Consider the following 19,253-nt stretch of genomic DNA (forward strand, 5'->3'; position numbering starts at 1 on the left):
TTTAAAAGGTAAAATGAAACCGCACTATTTTAACTTATTTGATCTCCAAACAGCAAACGATTTCATGCTTCAATTTTTGATTGCCCAAAAGTAAGAAATCCTGCTTTTTTCGGCAACATTTTTATACTGATTTTAATATTATTTTCCCTTTTTTGGATTGGGTAAAAATAAGATACCGGTCCCCTCCGTCTTTTAAACCATATTTCTTTTTGATTTCTTCAGGTTTTAGAGGGTAATTTTTTGTAATAATATTGAACTGTTCTTTCTTTTTAATGCTTTTAGAATCAACAGATTCCATTTCTAAAATTCTTCCGGGGAAGTTTTCAATTCTTTCGCTGGAAGTATAAAGATGGCTATTGGGATGAAGCTTTTTTAACCCGAATTTCTGAGAGATCAGATTAAAGACTCCAGCCTTCAGAATGGAATGATTGGGGATGTAAATGTATCTTTCTGGTTCAGAATATTCGGATTGCGCAGTTTCTTCTTCCCCAAATGTAAAGCTAAAGACAGATTCATTGCTTTCAAGGTTCACACAATTACAGATGATCTTATCCCTATTTTCGTTGGAAAGAAATACGACAACCTCTTTCACGTCATTTTTCAGAGCAATAATATCCATTCTTGAAATATCCGGCAATACTGAAACAAGGTATTTAAGATCAATCAACGGGGAAAGCTTTATCACCACAAGATCGGATATTGAACATAACTTTTCCTGAATTTCAAGAATATCAGGAGACAGATCTTCCAAAAGAAAAACTTTGTTTTTTTTCTCATCCCTTCTGGCTGGGTCAAGATAAATGACATCAAAGTGTTCCTGATTCTCATTCAGAAAATCTTCAAGCTTAAGATTGATAAATTTCGCCTTACGATGTAAAATGCCCCAGTTATTTTCAACAATCTCTAAAAGCTCTGTATTCTGCTCTATTAAAGTGACATTCTCAAAATTTTGAGACAGATAAAAGGCATCAATCCCAAAACCGCTTGTAAGGTCAATAAATGTTTTCCCTTTTAGTATTTCAGATTTATAAAGCGCTGTTTTTTCTGATGAAGACTGTTCAAGATTAAGCTGTGGTGGGAAGAGAATACCCTCTTTTAAGAGAAACGGAAATTTTCTCTCTGCCACCTGTTTTCCTTTGATCTGTTGTACAATTTCATGCATGGAAACCTCAGGAAAAGGGGATTTTTTTAGTAATAATGAGTGCAGATCTGTTTTTAGATTTGCATTGATATAGTTTTGAACGTCTTTGTTTAACAGTTTATTTCCCACAGATTCTGCCACTTCTTATATTGATGTGTTTAAAATACTTCGACTCCGCTCAGCATGACAATGCTAATGCTAAATGCCTAATTTACTATTGAGAGATTAAGACAGTATAATTAACCGTGTCATACTAAGCGGAGTCAAAGTATTACTATCTTAAAATTATCTTTTATAAAAAATATAGTCAGTCAATACCGGTGTTATACCTTTCTGTTTAAGCAAAGAATTGATTTGCCCTCTATGATAGGTAGAATGATTTACTGCATGAAAAAGCATTTCAAAAATGGTATTTTCAAACTTTGTTCCTCTTGAATTCTGATATTCTATCTTTGTGTCCACATCAAAATTGTTAATAATATCAATGCTTTTAAGAAAGTTCTTGTGATTGGTTTCTACCAAAGATTCAAAGGGATTGATCTGCCATACTTCAAAGGTTTTCTCCCCCAATATCCGGGCATTCCAGATCTGTTGTGCATTAAGAGTATGATTAATGAGATTGATTGTTTTATCATCTACAAGTTCTCTGTTTTCAGAGATTACTTTAATCATCTCAATATTGAAATGATAGGTGTATTCAAATAAATCTATCAGTTTTTCTTTCATTACTCAAACATTTCAGCCCAACGAACGGCTTTTATTTCTTTTTCATTGTAAAGATCTCCAATAGACTTTTTAACGTCTAATTTAGGGTACAAATTCACTCCGATCAGCTTTATTTTCCCTTCTTCAATCCATTGCTGTTCTTGAATCGCGTGATCATAGATCTTTTTCTGAATAACTCCCTGTTTCAACAATTCAAGATATCCTCCAGCTTCTTCAATCTCAACAAATAAATCCCATGCTTTTTCAGCAAACTGCTGGGTAATATCTTCCACATAATAACTTCCGTTGGAAGCATCTTCAAATACGTTGATAATACTTTCGTAAGCCAGAACAATCTGCTGTTTGAATGAGATCTCTTCCGAGTTATCTGTACTTCTGTCAACAAGATAATTGTTAGAGAAAACAGCATCTGCCCCGCCAATCATTGCAGAAGCAAGCTCTAGTGTAGAACGGATAAGGTTATTTTCGTTGTCAGCAACTGCTTTATTTCGCAGCGAAGTCTCGGCAAAGATGTAAGGAACTTCGTCCAGTCCGTATTCTTTGGAAAGCTGATTAAAAATGATTTTAAAAGCTCTCAGTTTAGCCATTTCAAAGAAATAACTACCTCCTACGGCTATTCTGAAAATTAGTTTACTTAAAACTTCAGCACCATAAGCTTCCACTAATTCCTTAGCTTTTGCAAGGGCAATTCCAAGCTGTTGATAGATAGCAGCACCTGCATTCTGATGGAGTGAGATATCTACACAAATATTTCTTTTAAATTCTTTGGCCAGCAATTCTTTTACCAGCTGATCATCAATAGTTCCTTCTTTTTCATTAAAGACATCAATCAGCGAAAAATACTGATCTTCTTCTTTAGGGCTGATATGCCCTGCAAGATCTTTATTATTTACAAAAAGAGTTTTCTGATCAAGGTTTTCTACATTCTGATCTAAAATAAATGCAAATACTTCTTCTTCCAGACTTTCATGATATCTCGCTACCAAATGGGTGCTTTCTTCAACTCTTGGCAGGTTGACCAGAGGTTTCTGAACCTCTGTGTAAAAAGGCTTCACCTCTATTCCTTCCAGATTTTGTTTCTCTAGAACAAGGTAAATATCCTCTGTTTTAAGCTGTTTTTTAACTAGATTTTCCCAGTTTGAAAGTATATCTGTATTTGACATTAGTTTTTTATTTGTGAATGGTCAATGGTGAATTCTGCTTCTCAAGTGAATTTTAATTTTAAAAATTCTTTTCATCATTAACGTCATTCTATTCAACTTTTATTACTTTTTAGCTACTTTTGTGCTGTCTACTACCAGAATAAAGATCTCTTCATTCGGTTTTTTCATAAAATAATTTTCTCTCGCATACTTTTCTTTTTCTGACTTGTTATTCATCAGTTTTTTATAAAAAGCATCGTTTTTCTCGTATTCTTTTTTGTAATAATCCAGCTGATCTTCATATTTATGAATCTCACCATTCAGTTCATTAATAACAAGAAATGAGGTTTTATCGAAAAAAATCATCCATACCAAAAACAGACAGATCGTAATGGTATACTTATTCAAAACATATTTCTGGATAAGTTTGAATGTTTCAGATTTCGGCTGAATGTCTTTGATAAGGTTGTTTTCTTCCATTTTTTAATGTTTTTTCAACGAATTTTTAATAACGGTAGTTAAAAAATCAATCGCTACGGAATTCTGTTTCATATTAGGGATAATAAGATCCGCATCATTTTTAGACGGCTCAATAAATTCCTGGTGCATTGGTTTCAATGTGGTCTGATAACGGTGCAATACTTCGCTCAGATCTCTTCCTCTTTCCTGAGTATCTCTTCTGATCCTCCTGATAAGCCTTTCGTCAGAATCTGCATGAACAAATACTTTCAGATCAAATTCTTTCAGCAATTCTTTGTTGGTTAAAACAAGAATTCCTTCTACTACCAATACGTTTTTAGGTTCTACAGTGACATGATCTCCTGTTCGGGAATGGGTAACAAAGCTATAAATCGGCTGTTCAATAGACTCATTATTTTTTAAAGCTTTTACATGTTTTATCAGTAAGTCAAAGTCTATAGATTTCGGATGGTCATAGTTTAGAGCTTCTCTTTCCGTTAATGTAAGACCCTGGTTGTCGTGATAATAATTATCCTGAGAGAGGATATTCATTCCCTCAATATCAAGCTGCTGAAGTATCTTATCAACAACTGTAGTTTTGCCGGATCCTGTACCACCGGCAATTCCTATTACAAGCATTGTTTTTTTGTTTCTTTATAGTTGGTACAAATATACTATTTTAGATAAAATGTGACAATGTAAGAGTATTGAGAAATTAAAAGATTAAAGCATTTAAATATTAAAATATTTTCGGGAAAGCTGTCAGTCTTTATGATTTATTGTTATTACTCAAATTTACGCTCTTGATTTAATAAAAAAATCCGACAATTACTTTGTCGGATTTTATTTTATACGATTTCGCTTGTTAATTCACGCGAAATTAATTTTTCGTGCATAGGCTTCAAAACGTCCATTGAGCCGGTTTTTACGGTACACTTGCCTTTATAATGAACAAGGATTGTACATTGTTCAGCCTGTTCCAGGGTATGTTTGCATATTTCGATCAGACAATCTATTACATAATCAAAAGTATGAATATCATCGTTATGCAGTACCAGTTTATAAACTTCATCCGTATCATCTAAAACGAGAACTTCTTCTTCGTACTGACGTTTCGGGTTTTCGTAATCTTTTATGCTGTTATAAAAATTCATTCTCATTCTTTTAAACTTCTCCTATTTTGTCTGCCAGATTATCTATAGCATTAGGTTCCTGATAAATCAGTTCCACAAGTTCCACACTCTTGTTATTCATTTTAAGAATTTTGAAGTGATAATCTTCAAGATCAAACTCCTGGTTTTCTTCAGGAATTTCTTCAAGCTCATAAAGAATAAATCCTGCTAGTGAGTTGTACTCGCTTTCTTCGGAAAGAGGAAGTTTTTTAGGAAGGAATTCGTTGATTTCGTCCAAAGGCTGAGTAGCCTGTACCCAATAGGTATTGTCCGCTATTTTATCAACAATTTTTTCTTCATCATCTTCTTCATCCTGAATTTCTCCCACAAGTTCTTCCAGAATATCTTCGAGTGTAATAATTCCTTCTGTTCCACCAAATTCGTCGATAACAATAGCAATATGTTGTTTTTTAAGCTGGAAAGTCTTCAGTAAGTCTGAAACTTTTTTACTTTCCACCACGAAGAAGGCATCACGCATTAAATCTTTAAGGTCTTCATGATCCAGATCCCCTTTTCTCTTCACAAATTCTCTTATAATTTCTTTTGTGTAGAAAATTCCGATCACATTGTCAATGGAATCAATATAAACGGGAATTCGTGAGTAACCGCTGTCCATTATTTTGTTGATAATATCATTGACATCTTCCTCAAAGTCTATGGAAGTAATATTCTGTCTTGGAACCATGATCTGCTTGGCAGAGTGATCTGTAAAATCAAATGCATTTTTAATGATCTCATAGTTCTCTTCTTCAATCTCACCACTGTCTGCACTTTGTTTTACCAGAAGCTGAAGTTCTTCCGTAGAGTGAATTTCCTGTTCGGAAGCGGGATGAATTTTTACGAGTCTTAAGAAACCATTTGACATGGAGTTCATTAACCAGATAAACGGTTTAAAAATCGTATAGAAAACTCTCAACGGAACTGCTGTTGCCATTGTCGTTGATTCAGATTTTCTGATAGCGATTGATTTTGGTATAAGCTCACCAAACACAATATGCATGATGGTAATCAATACAAAACTTGTCACTACCGAAATGGTAGTAATGGTTGTCTGAGTAAGATTAATGCTTAAAGACGTGAAAATATTTTCGACAATATGATGCAGGGCACTTTCTCCTACCCAACCAAGGGCAAGGGATGCCAATGTAATTCCTAATTGTGTAGCGGAAAGATATTCATCAAGATGTTTGATGATATGTTCTGCCTGCTTAGCCATAGAGTTTCCTTCTGCAGCTTTTAACTGAATTTGTGAATAACGAACTTTAACAATTGAAAATTCTGCGGCTACGAAGAAGCCATTTAGTAAAACAAGAAATAAGGCCAGCAAAAGCCTGACTATGTCCGAGTCCATTTAGAGGTTGTATAAATTTTATTAGCTACAAAGATATGTAAAATAAAAATAACCTGCCTGAATCTGGGATTGATTATTTCGATGAAGGAATTTTCTTAAGAAAATATGGCTTGATATAATATAGCTATTTTTAAATAAAAAAAATAATTGGAACAGCTACTCATTTTCTGATAAAAATGGGATTTTTGAATAGTCAATGACTGTTTCAGCCCTTTATAAACACAAAAGCACCGAAATGATCGGTGCTTTTAATTGTATGATAAAATAATTCTTTATGAATTTTTCAAAGCTTCTGCTCCGGAAACAATTTCCAGGATTTCGTTGGTAATTGCAGCCTGTCTTGCTTTGTTGTAGAAGATCACTAGATCATTCTTTAAAGCCTGAGCGTTGTCTGTTGCTTTGTGCATTGCCGTCATTCTCGCTCCGTGCTCAGATGCTACTGAATCTAAGATGGCTTTGAAAACCTGAGTTTTGATAGACTTTGGAATCAAATTGTCCAGGATTTCAGCTCTGTTAGGTTCAAAGATATAATCTGTTTCAACCTGTGGCTCAGTGTTTTCCGGCATTGAGATTGGAAGAAGCTGTTCTGTAGTTACTTCCTGAGTAGCTGCATTCACGAATTTGTTATAGATAACATAAACTTCGTCAAATTTACCTTCTTTGAAGCTTGTCATTACTCCTTCAGTGATATGAGCAACAGCATCAAAGTTCAGATTATCATATACAGTACTTCCGTTAGTATATACCGTACGGCTTTTTCTTACAGCATCATATACTTTTTTACCTACAGGAAGAACTTCAACCTCGTACTGGGCGTTGTTCTGAAACTGAAGGTTAAGCTCTTTTACGATAGAAGAGTTAAAAGCTCCCGCAAGACCTCTGTTTGAAGTAACAGCGATGAATAATACTCTTTTAACCTCTCTTTTCTGAGCATATACAGAAATCTGATCAGGATCAGAGCTAGAATTTACATTCTGGATAAGCTCCTGTAATTTTTCAGAATAAGGTCTTAACATTACGATTGCGTCCTGTGCTTTTTTAAGTTTCGCTGCGGAAACCATCTTCATAGCACGTGTAATCTGCATCGTAGATGAAATTGACGTAATTCTGCCTCGTATTTCTTTTAAGTTTGCCATTAATTTGGGTTCAAAGTTTAAGGTCTAAAGTTTAAGGTTTAAAACACTATATTTCAAACCTTAAACATTGAATTTTTTAGTTGTATTTAGAAGCTAAATCGTTAGCCGCCTGCTTAAGAACACCTGTAATATCGTTATCGATTTTTCCAGCCTTAAGCGCAGCCATCGTATCTGGGTGCTTAGACTTAAGGAACTCGATATATTCGTGTTGGAATTCTTTAATCTTGTTCAATGGAACGTTTCTCATTAAGTTTTCTGTTCCGGCGTATACGATCGCTACCTGACTTTCTACAGGAAGTGGTGCGTTTACCGGTTGCTTAAGGATTTCTACGTTTCTTTCTCCTTTAGAGATTACTGCTAAAGTAGAAGCATCAAGGTCAGAACCGAATTTAGCAAACGCTTCTAGTTCTTTATATTGAGCCTGGTCAAGCTTCAATGTACCAGATACTTTCTTCATTGATTTAATCTGAGCATTACCTCCTACCCTTGATACAGAGATACCTACGTTGATTGCAGGACGAACCCCTGAGTTGAATAGATCAGACTCCAAGAAGATCTGTCCGTCAGTAATAGAGATTACGTTTGTAGGGATATATGCAGAAACGTCACCAGCCTGAGTTTCGATAATTGGAAGGGCTGTTAATGAACCACCACCTTTTACAATTGGCTTAAGAGATTCTGGCAAATCGTTCATTTGCTTAGCAATTTCGTCATCAGCGATTACTTTTGCAGCTCTTTCCAATAGTCTTGAGTGAAGGTAGAAAACGTCTCCAGGGTAAGCTTCACGGCCCGGTGGTCTTCTCAATAGTAGAGAAAGCTCACGGTAAGCAACAGCTTGTTTAGATAAATCATCATAAACGATAAGTGCCGGTCTACCAGTGTCTCTGAAGAACTCACCGATAGAAGCTCCTGCCATTGCAGAGTATACCTGCATTGGAACCGGATCTGATGCGTTAGCTGCAACGATTACCGTATAAGCTAAAGCTCCTTTATCAGAAAGTGTTTTAACGATTTGTGCTACAGTAGAAGCTTTCTGACCGATAGCAACATATATACAATATACTGGTTTACCAGCATCAAAGAATTCTTTTTGGTTGATGATCGTATCGATAGCAACAGTAGTTTTACCTGTTTGTCTGTCACCAATGATAAGCTCTCTCTGACCTCTTCCTACAGGGATCATCGCATCAATTGCCACGATACCAGACTGTAAAGGCTCAGTTACCGGCTGTCTGAAGATAACTCCAGGAGCCTTTCTTTCCAATGGCATTTCGTATAAATCCCCAGTAATAGGACCTTTACCATCGATTGGGTTACCAAGAGTATCTACTACTCTTCCTAACATACCTTCTCCTACTTTGATAGAAGAGATTCTGTTTGTTCTTCTTACTGTATCACCTTCTTTTACTAATTTACTTTCACCAAGTAGAGCAACTCCCACGTTGTCTTCTTCAAGGTTAAGTACAATACCTTCTACATCACTAGAAAATTTCACCAACTCTCCGTATTGTACGTTTTCTAACCCGTATACACGAGCAATACCATCACCGATGGTTAAAACTGTACCTACTTCCTCAACGTTGGATTGAGTATCGAAGTTGGCCAATTGCTGTTTTAAGATCGCAGATACTTCTGCCGGATTTATTTCTGCCATTGTATGGTTGTTTTTCTTAATTTAATTGGAAATCTTTTTTAACTTGGTTCAATTTTGTCTTCACAGATGCATCTATCTGCTGGTCACCTACTCTCAGAACATATCCTCCAAGAATTTCAGGCTTCACATTTACTTTCAGATCAAAGTTTGAATCAGCATTTACAAGATTGGTAGATCTTAAAATCTGGTCAAGGTTTTCTTTTGAAAGCGGAGTTGCTGTTGTAAGTGTCACTCTCTGTATACCACTAAGGTCTTCAACTTTGTTGATGAATTCCTGAGCGATATTTTTCAATTGGTTTTCACGTCCGTGCTTAATAACCAACCTGATCAGGTTCTGAGAAGAAACAGATAAACCTTTGAAAATTTCGTTTGCTACTTCTATTTTCTTTTTAGAATCGATATAAGGAGTCATGAAAAATTTATTTAAGTCCGCAGACTCTTTCATGATCTTTACTACATCTTTCATTTCAGAAAATACAGTAGCCGTTTGACCTGATTCGTTGGTGAAGTCAAGTAAACCTTGTGCGTATCTTTTAGCTACTTTAGATGTAAGCATTCTTAGTTAAGGTTTGATTTGTTTAAATAATTTTGAACTAATTCGTTTTGAGCTTCGCTATTGTCCAGCTTTTGCTTCAAGATAGACTCAGCAATGTTTACAGATAAAGTACCGATTTGAGTTTTGATGTCTGCCATTGCAGCATTTTTCTCAGCGTTGATAGTCTGTTTAGCAGCTTCGATCATTTTGTCTCCTTCAGCTTTAGCAACATCTTTAGCTTCCCCTACGATTCTGTCTTTAATCTCTCTGGCTTCTTTAAGGATCGCATCTCTTTCGATTTTAGCTTCACGAATGATTCTTTCGTTATCCTCTTTTAAAGTTTCCATTTCTTTTCTAGCTAATTTAGCTTGATTAAGAGCGTCAACAATAGATGTTTCTCTGTCATTGATAGACTTTAAAATAGGTTTCCAAGCGAATTTACCTAACAAAAATAATAATGCTAGAAAAATAACAGACTGGATAATAAATAATCCTGATGAAAACTGATGAATTAATTCCATTATATAAATGTATAAATAATTATTACTTTTTTTAAAGAACCATTACCTGTAACCAACCGTCACAGATAATGGTCTGATTTTAATTAGTTTACTGCAAATAGAGCAGCAAACGCAACACCTTCTACAAGTGCAGCTGCGATAAGCATAGCTGTTTGGATTTTTCCAGATTGCTCAGGTTGTCTAGCGATAGCTTCAAGAGCAGCAGCTCCGATTTTACCAAGACCGATACCTACACCTAGTACTACGATACCAGCACCTACAATTTTAGGGATTTCCATAATATATAATTTTAAAAAATTTGTTTTACTTTAATTTATAATTTCAATTAGTGAGCTGCATGATGTTCGTGCTCGTGCTCTTCTACTGCCATTCCAATGAACAGCGCAGATAACATAGTAAAGATATAAGCCTGCAGGAATGCTACCAGTACTTCCAGTAAATAAATTACTAATGTTAAGAATGGGAATGCAACACCTGCGATAAAATTCTTGAATACGTAAATCAATCCGATCAAACTCATTACTACGATGTGTCCTGCTGTCATGTTAGCGAAAAGTCGGATCATCAATGCGAATGGCTTAGTGATTGTTCCTAATAATTCGATTGGAAGCATGATCAACTTCATCGGAACCGGTACTCCTGGCATCCAGAAGATATGTTTCCAGTAATCTTTGTTCGCTGAGAATGTCGTAATCAAATACGTAAGAATAGCCAGGAAGAATGTCATTGTAATATTACCTGTAACATTAATTCCGAAAGGCATTAATCCAAGAACGTTAAGGAAAAGAATAAAGAAAAACACTGTTAATAAATACCCCATGAATCTCTTATACTTATGTCCGATATTAGGAATAGCAACTTCGTCTCTTACAAAGATAATTAATGGTTCTAAGAATCTTGCTGCTCCTGTAGGAACTGCTGACTTCTTATAAGATTTAGCCATTCCAACAAATAACACAAACATAAAGATTGACACTAATAAAATAATCAATACACTTTTTGTAATAGAAAGATCTAAAGGTTTCACGTTAGTTGGATGACCGTCTTCACCAAGTGTTAAAGTTCCAGCTGCATCAGTCTTATAGATTTTCTCATGGTGCAACACATAAAAAGAACCATCCACTTCAGTAGGCTCACCATGCATAAACCCTTCTTTGTTACTCATGAAAGAGTGAAAACCGTTATCATAGATAATAACAGGAAGAGGGAAACCGATGTGGTGACCATCTTTATCAACCATCAATGTGAAATCATGTGCATCTAATAAGTGATGATCGATGAACTCCTTGTTTTCTTTGCTTACTTTGTCTTTCTCTGAAAGCTCTTGAGCAGGAGCTGCCCCAGCAGTAGCTTCACCATGCTGTGCAGACACTAAGTTTAATACAAAAATACTGTAGAATAAAACTGCGAATTTCTTAAACATTGATAGGTTTTTTTCGTTGTGCAAAAATATGATATTTTTTCTAGTTTCAATAAATAATTTTACTGTTTTTTATCATGATTAATCAGCTTGATTGCATAGTACGTAAGCAGTGCTGTCAGGACAAAATAAGGCATGATAAAATGGAATTTGTAGCCAGGAATCACTTCAAAGTTCAGTTTTTTTCTGATTAAGTACATCAAACCGAATTTTAAAAGGATCAAACCAATAACAGACAATCCTAAAAATTCCGGTGCTACTCTATTGATTAAGATAATAAGGGTGATCATCATCATAAACATGACACTTAAAAAAAGGTAAAATTTAATGATCACTATCTCATCCAGGTGAAAAACAAATTTCCATAGGGAAAAATGCACCAGGAAGGTCAGAAAGAATAAAACGACAACAAGAATATTGGGATTAATTTTCATTCTATATTTTAATTGATCGCAAAAATAGACTTTTTCTATCGTATTATACTATGATTTGATATTTATCATTTTTTCTTCTTTGTAATAATATTACGTATATATATAATATTACGTGTTCAAACACTTTGGATATCCTAAAAATTCCTTATTTTTGCAAACCTATAATTTACAATAAATATGTTTAATAGTTTACAGGATAAATTAGACAAGGCATTACACAATATTTCCGGAAGAGGAAAAATTACTGAAATCAATGTGGCGGAAACCGTAAAGGAGATCCGTAGAGCATTGGTAGATGCCGACGTTAACTATAAAGTTGCGAAAGATCTTACAAAGAGAGTTCAGGATAAAGCATTAGGAGAAAACGTTCTTACTTCCCTTACTCCGGGACAGCTGATGACGAAAATTGTTCATGATGAACTGGTAGACCTAATGGGAGGTTCTCAGGAAGGAATCAATCTTTCAGGAAAACCTACTGTAATCCTTATTGCCGGTCTTCAGGGATCTGGTAAGACGACTTTCTCAGGAAAGCTTGCTAATTATTTACAGACAAAAAGAAATAAAAAACCATTATTGGTAGCATGTGACGTATATCGTCCTGCAGCAATTGACCAGCTGAAAGTATTGGGTGGACAGATCAAAGTTCCTGTTTATACCGAAGAAGGCGCTACCAATCCATCTACTATTGCTGAAAACGCTATCAATTTCGCAAAATCAAAAGGTCATGATGTTGTGATCGTGGATACAGCAGGTCGTTTAGCTATTGATGAGCAGATGATGAACGAGATCAAATCCGTACATTATTTCATCAAACCTCAGGAGACTCTTTTCGTAGTAGACTCCATGACAGGTCAGGATGCTGTGAATACAGCAAAGGCATTCAACGATGCTTTGAACTTTGACGGAGTTGTTTTAACGAAACTAGATGGTGATACTCGTGGTGGAGCGGCTTTAACGATCCGTTCTGTTGTTGAAAAACCAATCAAGTTTATCTCTACAGGAGAAAAAATGGAAGCTTTGGATCTTTTCTATCCGGAAAGAATGGCAGACAGAATCCTGGGAATGGGAGACGTTGTTTCCTTAGTAGAAAGAGCTCAGGAGCAGTTTGACGAAGAAGAAGCTAAAAAACTTCATAAAAAAATTGCTAAAAACGAGTTCGGTTTTGACGATTTCCTTAAGCAGATCAATCAAATCAAGAAAATGGGTAACATGAAGGATTTGATGGGAATGATTCCTGGAGTTGGAAAAGCGATTAAAGACGTAGAAATCAGTGATGATGCATTCAAGCATATTGAAGCCATCATCTACTCTATGACTCCTGAAGAAAGAAGAAGACCTTCTATCATCAATACACAGAGAAAAGGAAGAATTGCTAAAGGTTCCGGAAGAAAAATCGAAGATGTGAACCAATTGATGAAACAGTTCGATCAGATGGGTAAAATGATGAAGATGATGCAGGGACCTCAAGGAAAGCAAATGATGCAGATGATGAGCAAAATGCCGAATATGCCTGGAATGGGTGGAATGTTTGGAAAATAAGAAAATCAAAAATCATTCATAAAAAAACTCTCAGAATTTCTGAGAGTTTTTTGTTTTTATATTGGGATCTGTTTATTTAAACTTGTATCCTACGCCTAACTGGAAGAAATTCATTTTTAAAGTTTCACCATCCACTGGATTTTTGATCATATTGGTAAGACCGAAACTATAACGTGCATCCACAAATAATCCTTTATAAATTGCGTAATCTGCTCCTAAGAACAAACCAAAGTCTGTAGACTTCAACGTATCATTCAAATATCTTTCTACATAACGCTCTCCTTCTCTGATTCCTGAAGGATCTACCATACCTGCATTTGGGCCGCTCATTTCAAATTTCACCTTGTTACTGGTCTTAAAACTCACGTATGGACCTGCATAAATTCCTAATTCAGGGGTTGCATAATATCTTGCAGACACAGGAATTACAATTCTGTTAAGGTTCATTTTTTCAGTTACGGTAATACCCGGCATTGAAACCTCTGCTTTTCCTCCAAGGTTAGCATATTCTACCTCTCCCTGAATGGCAAATTTGTTGTTGAATTTATGCTCAACCAAACCTCCGATATAAAAGCCTGACTTGGATTTCAAACCTCCTTCTATTCCTCCCATTTCAAAATCATTTTCATTGGAATTCAGTTTTGATAAGGCATAACCAGCCTTTACCCCGAATGTCGTCTGCGCATTTAAGCCTGTAAATAAAGCAATCGCTGATGCTAATAAGATTTTTTTCATGATTATTATTAATTAGTTTTATAGTAAAGAAGCCCTAAGACATCTATCTCAGGGCTAATATATCTATTTTATTTATTATTTTGCAAATACATATTTAACTCCAAAAGTCACGGAAGTCAAACTGATTCCAAATTTGTAATCATCAGTTCTTTTTGCCCCGTCAATATCTCTTTTGTGAGTATTGTACCCGAATTCTCCTATTGTAGCTTCAATTGACCAGTTCTTAGTCAGGAAATAGTCCAGACCTGGTTTAATATTGACTCCAATATTGGTATAGTTATTTTCGCTGTTCAAGGCAGCTGTAAGTAAAGGGTCTGCATCGTTAATATTACTTTTTGCATTCATTTTTTCCTTACCAAACTCCAATGGAACCTGTAACTGTCCGAAGATGTATAATTTATCAGACAAAGTCCAGTATTTTCTCACGAATGGAGCTACCACAAAAGCATTATCTGTATATTTAACTTCAAATGCATTACTTATGGCAGGATTTCCCAATTTGTATTTTGTAACAGCACTTTTATAGCCTATACCAAGTCCCACGGCTAGATTATTAGTAACGAAATAGCCTGCTGTAGGAAGGATTCTTATCACATCATCCTTTCTATTCGTTTCAAATTCGTTTTTCTCATTGTGATAATATCCTACCTGACCTGAAAGATAAGAAGTTCCTTTTGCAATCTGTGCATTAGATAAACCGAAAAGCGCCACAGCACCCATCAATACGATTTTTTTCATGATTATTATATTAGTTTTGTATAGCAAAAAAGCCCTAAGAGTTTCTCAGGGCTTTCTTGCTATATGCTTTGTTTATTATTTTGCAAATACATATTTAACTCCGAAAGTTACAGAAGATAAATTCAATCCGAAGTTGTAGTTGTTTGTAGCATCACCATCTTTTGGCTTGTAGTTGCTATAACCGAACTCACCGATAGTAGCTTCGATAGACCAGTTTTTGTTTAAGAAATAATCTAAACCTGGTTTAACAGTTACACCGATTTGAGTGTATTTATCTTCATTAGAAGTAGAGTTAGAAATTGTAGTGTTTCCAGCTGTAGTTACAGAGCTTTTCTCAGTTTCAGTTTTTCCAAACTGCATTGGAACTGCTAATTGTCCGAAGATATACAACTTGTCAGACAAAGTCCAGTATTTTCTTACGAATGGAGCAACAACGAAAGCTGGTTGCTTAATTACATTTTCGCTTACAGTTGTAGCGTTTCCCATAGTTGTAGTCGTAGTAGCTGTAGTTTTTTCAGTTTGGTATCCTACACCTAATCCGATTGCTAAGTTAGTGTTAACGAAATATCCAACTGTAGGTAATACGTTGAAGTTTTCAGTTTTAAGGTTACCGTTGTTAGTTTCTACTTGAGAATAACCAACAGATCCTGATAAATATGTAGTTCCTTTAGCAATCTGAGCGTTTGACAAACCGAAAAGTGCAACAGCACCCGCTAATAATATTTTTTTCATTTTAAAAAATTTTAATACTTTCTGAGGGCAAATTTACAGTGGTCACCACTAATATTAAAATTTGTTAATGTGATTAATATCATTGTTAAAATTTAGGGTTTTGTAAAAATAAATCATAGTTAAGAGATGTTATTGAGTTTTTCACAATATTATGAATAAAAAAATTATTTTTTTTCAACAACACTCAAATATATTTACTTTTTTAAATTTTCTGATTTTTTCTAAAACCTCAGGAATCCTGGAAAAATGATAAAATTAATTAACCTAAATTACTAATTTTAAAGTTATTAACTCTTAAAATTTAAACAATTGTTTATTATTTAAGACTATTTTCACATATTTCTAATCGTTATACATCCACTCTATTAAAAATTTCTGATCAGAAATCCGTATAGTCTATATATAAGTAATCAAAAAACTCCGGCCAAAGGCCGGAGTTTTCATATGCAATTGCTTTTTCTTATTTCAAGAAGAAATTATAACCAATGTTAACAGCTCCTACATTCCAGCTATAGCTTCCCCATCCCGGTAGGTCACGCTTATTGCTGATAGATTGGTAACCGATGTACAACTCCCCTTTAGACATTTGATATCCAAATTTAGGCTGTGCATAGAAACCGCCATCTACTCCATCCTTTGTAGAAATACCATATCCAAGATCTAACCCTACAAAGATTGGAGCTCCTTTAAATCTATATTTCCCGGAAACAGCTACAGGAACAAATCCGAAATCATCAAAGTGATCTTTTCCGAAGAAATGAGAATATCCTGTGGTTACCCCAAGGTCAAGACCTTTAGCAATATTCCACATATAAGCTGCATCTACTCCTAATGTAAACGAAGATACATCACTTGCATCTGATACGGGAACACCAATATGTCCACCGATTTTAAAACCTTCCTGCGCCTGAGCAGCACCTCCTAAAAGTGCAAAAGCACCTAGTAATAATAGTTTTTTCATTTTTTTAGTAGCTTTGAATTACTGTGCAAAAGTACTAATTATTTTTATCATCAGAATAAACTGCCCTATAACAGGAAAAGCAGAACAAAATTTGTCCTGCTTTATATTATTAATTGGTTCTAAAATTTCAGAATTAGTTTCCTCCGAATTTGAAACCTACACCCACCTGAGCAAAGCTGTTTTTTACAGATCCTCCGCTGTTGTCATTGGATAGGTTGGATACTCCTAAACTGTATCTTGCATCAAAGAAAAGTCCGTTTTCCAGCATATATTCAACACCTAAGAACGGAGCAAGGTTCAATGATTTGATATCTTTTTTAATATCTACATCACCGCCTTCACCTTCCATTTCTACATCAAGGAAATCTGAACCGATGACAGTCTTTTGTTTAGCGGTAAGAATGATCCCTACGTTAACACCTGCAGCTACAGAGAAACCTTCTGTAATAAAGTATTTTGCAGAAACAGGAACTAAAAGAGTCCCGAAAGTTACTTTAGTAGACTCCCCAAAATACATTCCTCCAGCGTTTACTCCGTCAATCTTTTCTTTAGCTCCAAGCGGTGAATACAAAACCTCTCCCTGAACAGCAAAGTTATCATTGAATTTGTACTCAGCCATTCCACCGATATAGAAGGTATATTTAGGAGACATTTTTCTTCCGTCAAGATCATCTTGCTTATCGTCTAGTTTAATAGTAGACATTGCGAAACCGGCTTTTGGACCAAATCGAAATTCCTGTGCGTTGGCACAAATTCCCATAGCAGCGACCGCTGCAACAAGTAAAAGTTTTTTCATGTTTAGTTAGTTTTACATTTAAGGTGTGCAAAACTAACTATTTTTTTCAAATTAACAAATTTTAACCAACTTATTTAAGGTTAATAAAAGGTTAATGGAAACTTTTACTCATTTTTATTAGTCGTTTCTTAGTCTTTTCTCTTCGTCGTTATAAGCAAGGATAATCTTTCTTACTACAGGGTGTCTTACCACATCTTCTTCTGTAAGATGTACAAATCCGATTTCTTTTACCCCATTTAAAATTCTCATGGCCTCTTTCAATCCGGATTGTTGATTTTTCGGAAGGTCAATCTGGCTTGGATCTCCTGTGATAATGAACTTGGCATTCATTCCCATTCTGGTAAGGAACATTTTCATCTGAGCATGGGTGGTGTTCTGTGCTTCATCAAGAATCACAAAAGCATCATCCAGTGTACGCCCTCTCATGAAGGCCAATGGTGCCACTTCAATTACTTTCTTCTCCATGAAACCTTCCAGTTTCTCATGCGGAATCATATCACGAAGCGCATCATACAAAGGTTGTAAATATGGATCCAGCTTTTCTTTAAGATCACCTGGAAGAAATCCCAGACTCTCCCCTGCTTCTACAGCCGGTCTTGTCAGGATAATTCTTTTTACTTCTTTATCTCTCAAAGCTCTTGCTGCCAACGCAACGCTGGTATATGTTTTTCCTGTACCTGCAGGTCCAATGGCGAAAACCATGTCCTTTTTCTCCGTTTCCTTTACAAGCTTTTTAAGATTGGTCGTCTTAGCTTTAATAACTTTTCCGTTGACTCCTTTTACAATGATATCCTGATCGAATACCAGTTGCTTCTCATTTTCGTCTTTAATATTCAATATATTTTCAACATCTTTCAGCCCTATTGAATTGTTTTTGGAGATAAAACTGACAATATCATCCAGTTTTTGTTTCAGTATGTCTAAAGCTTCCTGATTTCCCATGGCAAAGATAAAATGATCTCTTCCTGTAATTTTAATGGTTGGAAAGCTTGATTTTATTAAGTTGAAATATTGGTTATTAACTCCATAGAAGATTTTCGCATCGATATCTTCCAAATCATATGTTAATTCAAACATGCAGTATTTTTATTTTTAGATTTTAAAATTAAAGCTTTTTTTCAAATTTATATCAAATTCTTTTCAACAATCTTTCGGGCTTTCTTTTTATTTTAAATAACTTTGCAATACTACACTATTCTATAAATTGCTCATGTCAATTATTACCCTTACTTCGGATTTCGGAAATTTAGATTACAGAGTTGCTGCTGTGAAAGGCAAAATTCTGTCTCTAAACCCTGAGGTTAATATTATTGATATCACCCACGAAATCCAGGCATTCAATCTTATACAGACTTCATATATTGTAAGAAATGCTTATAAATATTTTCCCAAAGGAAGCATTCACATTCTTTCTGTAGACAGTTTTTACAGCAAATCAAGAAAGAATATCCTCTATAAAGCGGACGGATCTTACTTCCTGGCGGCAGACAACGGCCTTTTGAGCCTTATATTTTTTGATATTAAACCGGAAGCCATCTACGAACTTACGCTGAACAATCGTTTTGATGACGTTATCAACTTTACTTCTACAGACATTTTTGTTCCTGCAGCAGTGCATCTTGCCAATGGCGGACTTCCTGAAGTCATAGGAAGGAAAATAAGCACCGCAAAACAACTTATGTTTCCACGAGCGGTTTATAATGAATCGGAAGGGATGATTATTGGTGAAGTGACTTATATTGATAATTTCGGAAATATAATATCAAATATCAATAAAGATTTTTTTGAGAACATCAGTAAAGGTTACAACAGTTTTACCATAAAATTCAGAAATTTAAGCCTTTCAAGAATATTTTCAAGCCATACAGAAGTTGTTTCAGACTGGAAAAGGGAGACCGAATTCCACGGACAGTCTGCGGCTATCTTCAATGATAGTCAGTTATTGGAGCTTACCATCTACAAAGGAAGCAAGAAAAACGGCGCTAAAAGCCTGTTTGGACTGAATGTGGGAGAAAATATTTATATTGAATTCAGCTAAGATTATATATTTCTTAAAAAAAC

22 protein-coding genes are annotated in these 19,253 nt (G+C 35.2%); 2 read left to right on the top strand and 20 right to left on the bottom strand.

All coding sequences use genetic code 11. From position 1 onward, the window contains the following. Nucleotides 1-121 precede the first annotated feature (121 nt). The 14 genes from PZ898_RS04640 to PZ898_RS04705 form a co-directional block, all read right to left on the bottom strand. Entirely contained in the window at nt 122-1,282 is a 1,161-nt protein-coding gene (locus PZ898_RS04640) for a class I SAM-dependent methyltransferase (protein WP_277694910.1), read from the bottom strand. Nucleotides 1,283-1,426: 144 nt separating this feature from the next. Continuing rightward, complete coding sequence (locus PZ898_RS04645; protein ID WP_277694911.1) at nt 1,427-1,867, bottom strand: DinB family protein; 441 nt, start codon at nt 1,865-1,867, stop codon at nt 1,427-1,429. Then, nucleotides 1,867-3,030: a methylmalonyl-CoA mutase family protein gene (locus tag PZ898_RS04650; protein WP_277694912.1), complete on the bottom strand. Its 1,164-nt coding sequence runs from the start codon at nt 3,028-3,030 to the stop codon at nt 1,867-1,869. The genes PZ898_RS04645 and PZ898_RS04650 overlap by 1 nt, the downstream gene beginning before the upstream one ends. A 102-nt stretch (nt 3,031-3,132) precedes the next feature. Beyond that, nucleotides 3,133-3,489, bottom strand: coding sequence for a septum formation initiator family protein (locus PZ898_RS04655; RefSeq protein WP_034697620.1), 357 nt, complete (start codon nt 3,487-3,489; stop codon nt 3,133-3,135). Between the two features lie 3 nt (nt 3,490-3,492). Next, on the bottom strand, nt 3,493-4,107 hold the full coding sequence (gene udk, locus PZ898_RS04660) for a uridine kinase (RefSeq protein ID WP_034697618.1): 615 nt from the start codon (nt 4,105-4,107) through the stop codon (nt 3,493-3,495). A 209-nt stretch (nt 4,108-4,316) separates the two neighbouring features. Continuing rightward, nucleotides 4,317-4,622 (bottom strand): ATP-dependent Clp protease adaptor ClpS, encoded by a 306-nt coding sequence (locus PZ898_RS04665; RefSeq protein WP_099049883.1) that lies wholly within the window; start codon nt 4,620-4,622, stop codon nt 4,317-4,319. Between the two features lie 10 nt (nt 4,623-4,632). After that, a complete protein-coding gene (locus PZ898_RS04670) occupies nt 4,633-5,991 on the bottom strand; it encodes a hemolysin family protein (RefSeq protein ID WP_062675002.1) in 1,359 nt (452 codons plus the stop codon). A 272-nt stretch (nt 5,992-6,263) separates the two neighbouring features. Beyond that, nucleotides 6,264-7,127 carry an ATP synthase F1 subunit gamma gene (gene atpG, locus PZ898_RS04675; protein ID WP_062675004.1) on the bottom strand — a complete coding sequence of 288 codons (864 nt, stop codon included), beginning with the start codon at nt 7,125-7,127 and terminating at the stop codon, nt 6,264-6,266. A 76-nt stretch (nt 7,128-7,203) separates the two neighbouring features. Beyond that, entirely contained in the window at nt 7,204-8,781 is a 1,578-nt protein-coding gene (atpA, locus tag PZ898_RS04680; RefSeq protein ID WP_062675006.1) for a F0F1 ATP synthase subunit alpha, read from the bottom strand. A gap of 16 nt (nt 8,782-8,797) precedes the next feature. Further along, complete coding sequence (gene atpH / locus PZ898_RS04685; RefSeq protein ID WP_123279855.1) at nt 8,798-9,337, bottom strand: ATP synthase F1 subunit delta; 540 nt, start codon at nt 9,335-9,337, stop codon at nt 8,798-8,800. 2 nt (nt 9,338-9,339) lie between these two features. After that, complete coding sequence (locus tag PZ898_RS04690) at nt 9,340-9,837, bottom strand: F0F1 ATP synthase subunit B (protein WP_002979110.1); 498 nt, start codon at nt 9,835-9,837, stop codon at nt 9,340-9,342. Nucleotides 9,838-9,920: 83 nt separating this feature from the next. After that, nucleotides 9,921-10,115 carry an ATP synthase F0 subunit C gene (atpE, locus tag PZ898_RS04695; protein ID WP_002979108.1) on the bottom strand — a complete coding sequence of 65 codons (195 nt, stop codon included), beginning with the start codon at nt 10,113-10,115 and terminating at the stop codon, nt 9,921-9,923. A 47-nt stretch (nt 10,116-10,162) separates the two neighbouring features. Next, complete coding sequence (atpB, locus tag PZ898_RS04700) at nt 10,163-11,260, bottom strand: F0F1 ATP synthase subunit A (protein ID WP_123279856.1); 1,098 nt, start codon at nt 11,258-11,260, stop codon at nt 10,163-10,165. A 59-nt stretch (nt 11,261-11,319) separates the two neighbouring features. Continuing rightward, nucleotides 11,320-11,691, bottom strand: a complete 372-nt coding sequence (locus PZ898_RS04705) for a hypothetical protein (RefSeq protein ID WP_041461471.1) — start codon at nt 11,689-11,691, stop codon at nt 11,320-11,322. Nucleotides 11,692-11,868: 177 nt separating this feature from the next. On the opposite strand from PZ898_RS04705, the gene ffh reads away from it, so the two are divergent. Then, nucleotides 11,869-13,230, top strand: a complete 1,362-nt coding sequence (ffh, locus tag PZ898_RS04710) for a signal recognition particle protein (RefSeq protein WP_277694913.1) — start codon at nt 11,869-11,871, stop codon at nt 13,228-13,230. Nucleotides 13,231-13,302: 72 nt separating this feature from the next. Here ffh and PZ898_RS04715 read toward each other — a convergent pair whose 3' ends face one another. The 6 genes from PZ898_RS04715 to PZ898_RS04740 form a co-directional block, all read right to left on the bottom strand. Beyond that, nucleotides 13,303-13,965, bottom strand: coding sequence for a porin family protein (locus PZ898_RS04715; RefSeq protein WP_062675015.1), 663 nt, complete (start codon nt 13,963-13,965; stop codon nt 13,303-13,305). Between the two features lie 75 nt (nt 13,966-14,040). Further along, the gene (locus PZ898_RS04720) at nt 14,041-14,703 is read right to left on the bottom strand and encodes an outer membrane beta-barrel protein (RefSeq protein ID WP_277694914.1); all 663 of its coding nucleotides are present in this window, start codon (nt 14,701-14,703) and stop codon (nt 14,041-14,043) included. 75 nt (nt 14,704-14,778) lie between these two features. Then, entirely contained in the window at nt 14,779-15,435 is a 657-nt protein-coding gene (locus tag PZ898_RS04725) for an outer membrane beta-barrel protein (RefSeq protein ID WP_277694915.1), read from the bottom strand. A gap of 460 nt (nt 15,436-15,895) precedes the next feature. Beyond that, nucleotides 15,896-16,396 (bottom strand): hypothetical protein, encoded by a 501-nt coding sequence (locus tag PZ898_RS04730; protein WP_079241869.1) that lies wholly within the window; start codon nt 16,394-16,396, stop codon nt 15,896-15,898. 133 nt (nt 16,397-16,529) lie between these two features. After that, nucleotides 16,530-17,192 carry a porin family protein gene (locus PZ898_RS04735; RefSeq protein WP_120231366.1) on the bottom strand — a complete coding sequence of 221 codons (663 nt, stop codon included), beginning with the start codon at nt 17,190-17,192 and terminating at the stop codon, nt 16,530-16,532. A gap of 117 nt (nt 17,193-17,309) precedes the next feature. Then, on the bottom strand, nt 17,310-18,269 hold the full coding sequence (locus tag PZ898_RS04740; protein WP_002979097.1) for a PhoH family protein: 960 nt from the start codon (nt 18,267-18,269) through the stop codon (nt 17,310-17,312). 133 nt (nt 18,270-18,402) lie between these two features. Between PZ898_RS04740 and PZ898_RS04745 the strand changes: the two genes are divergently transcribed. After that, nucleotides 18,403-19,230 (top strand): SAM-dependent chlorinase/fluorinase, encoded by an 828-nt coding sequence (locus tag PZ898_RS04745; protein WP_062675025.1) that lies wholly within the window; start codon nt 18,403-18,405, stop codon nt 19,228-19,230. Nucleotides 19,231-19,253: the final 23 nt, after the last annotated feature.

Origin of the sequence: Chryseobacterium sp. WX (genome assembly GCF_029542485.1) — a bacterium.
GTDB classification, from domain to species: domain Bacteria; phylum Bacteroidota; class Bacteroidia; order Flavobacteriales; family Weeksellaceae; genus Chryseobacterium; species Chryseobacterium cucumeris.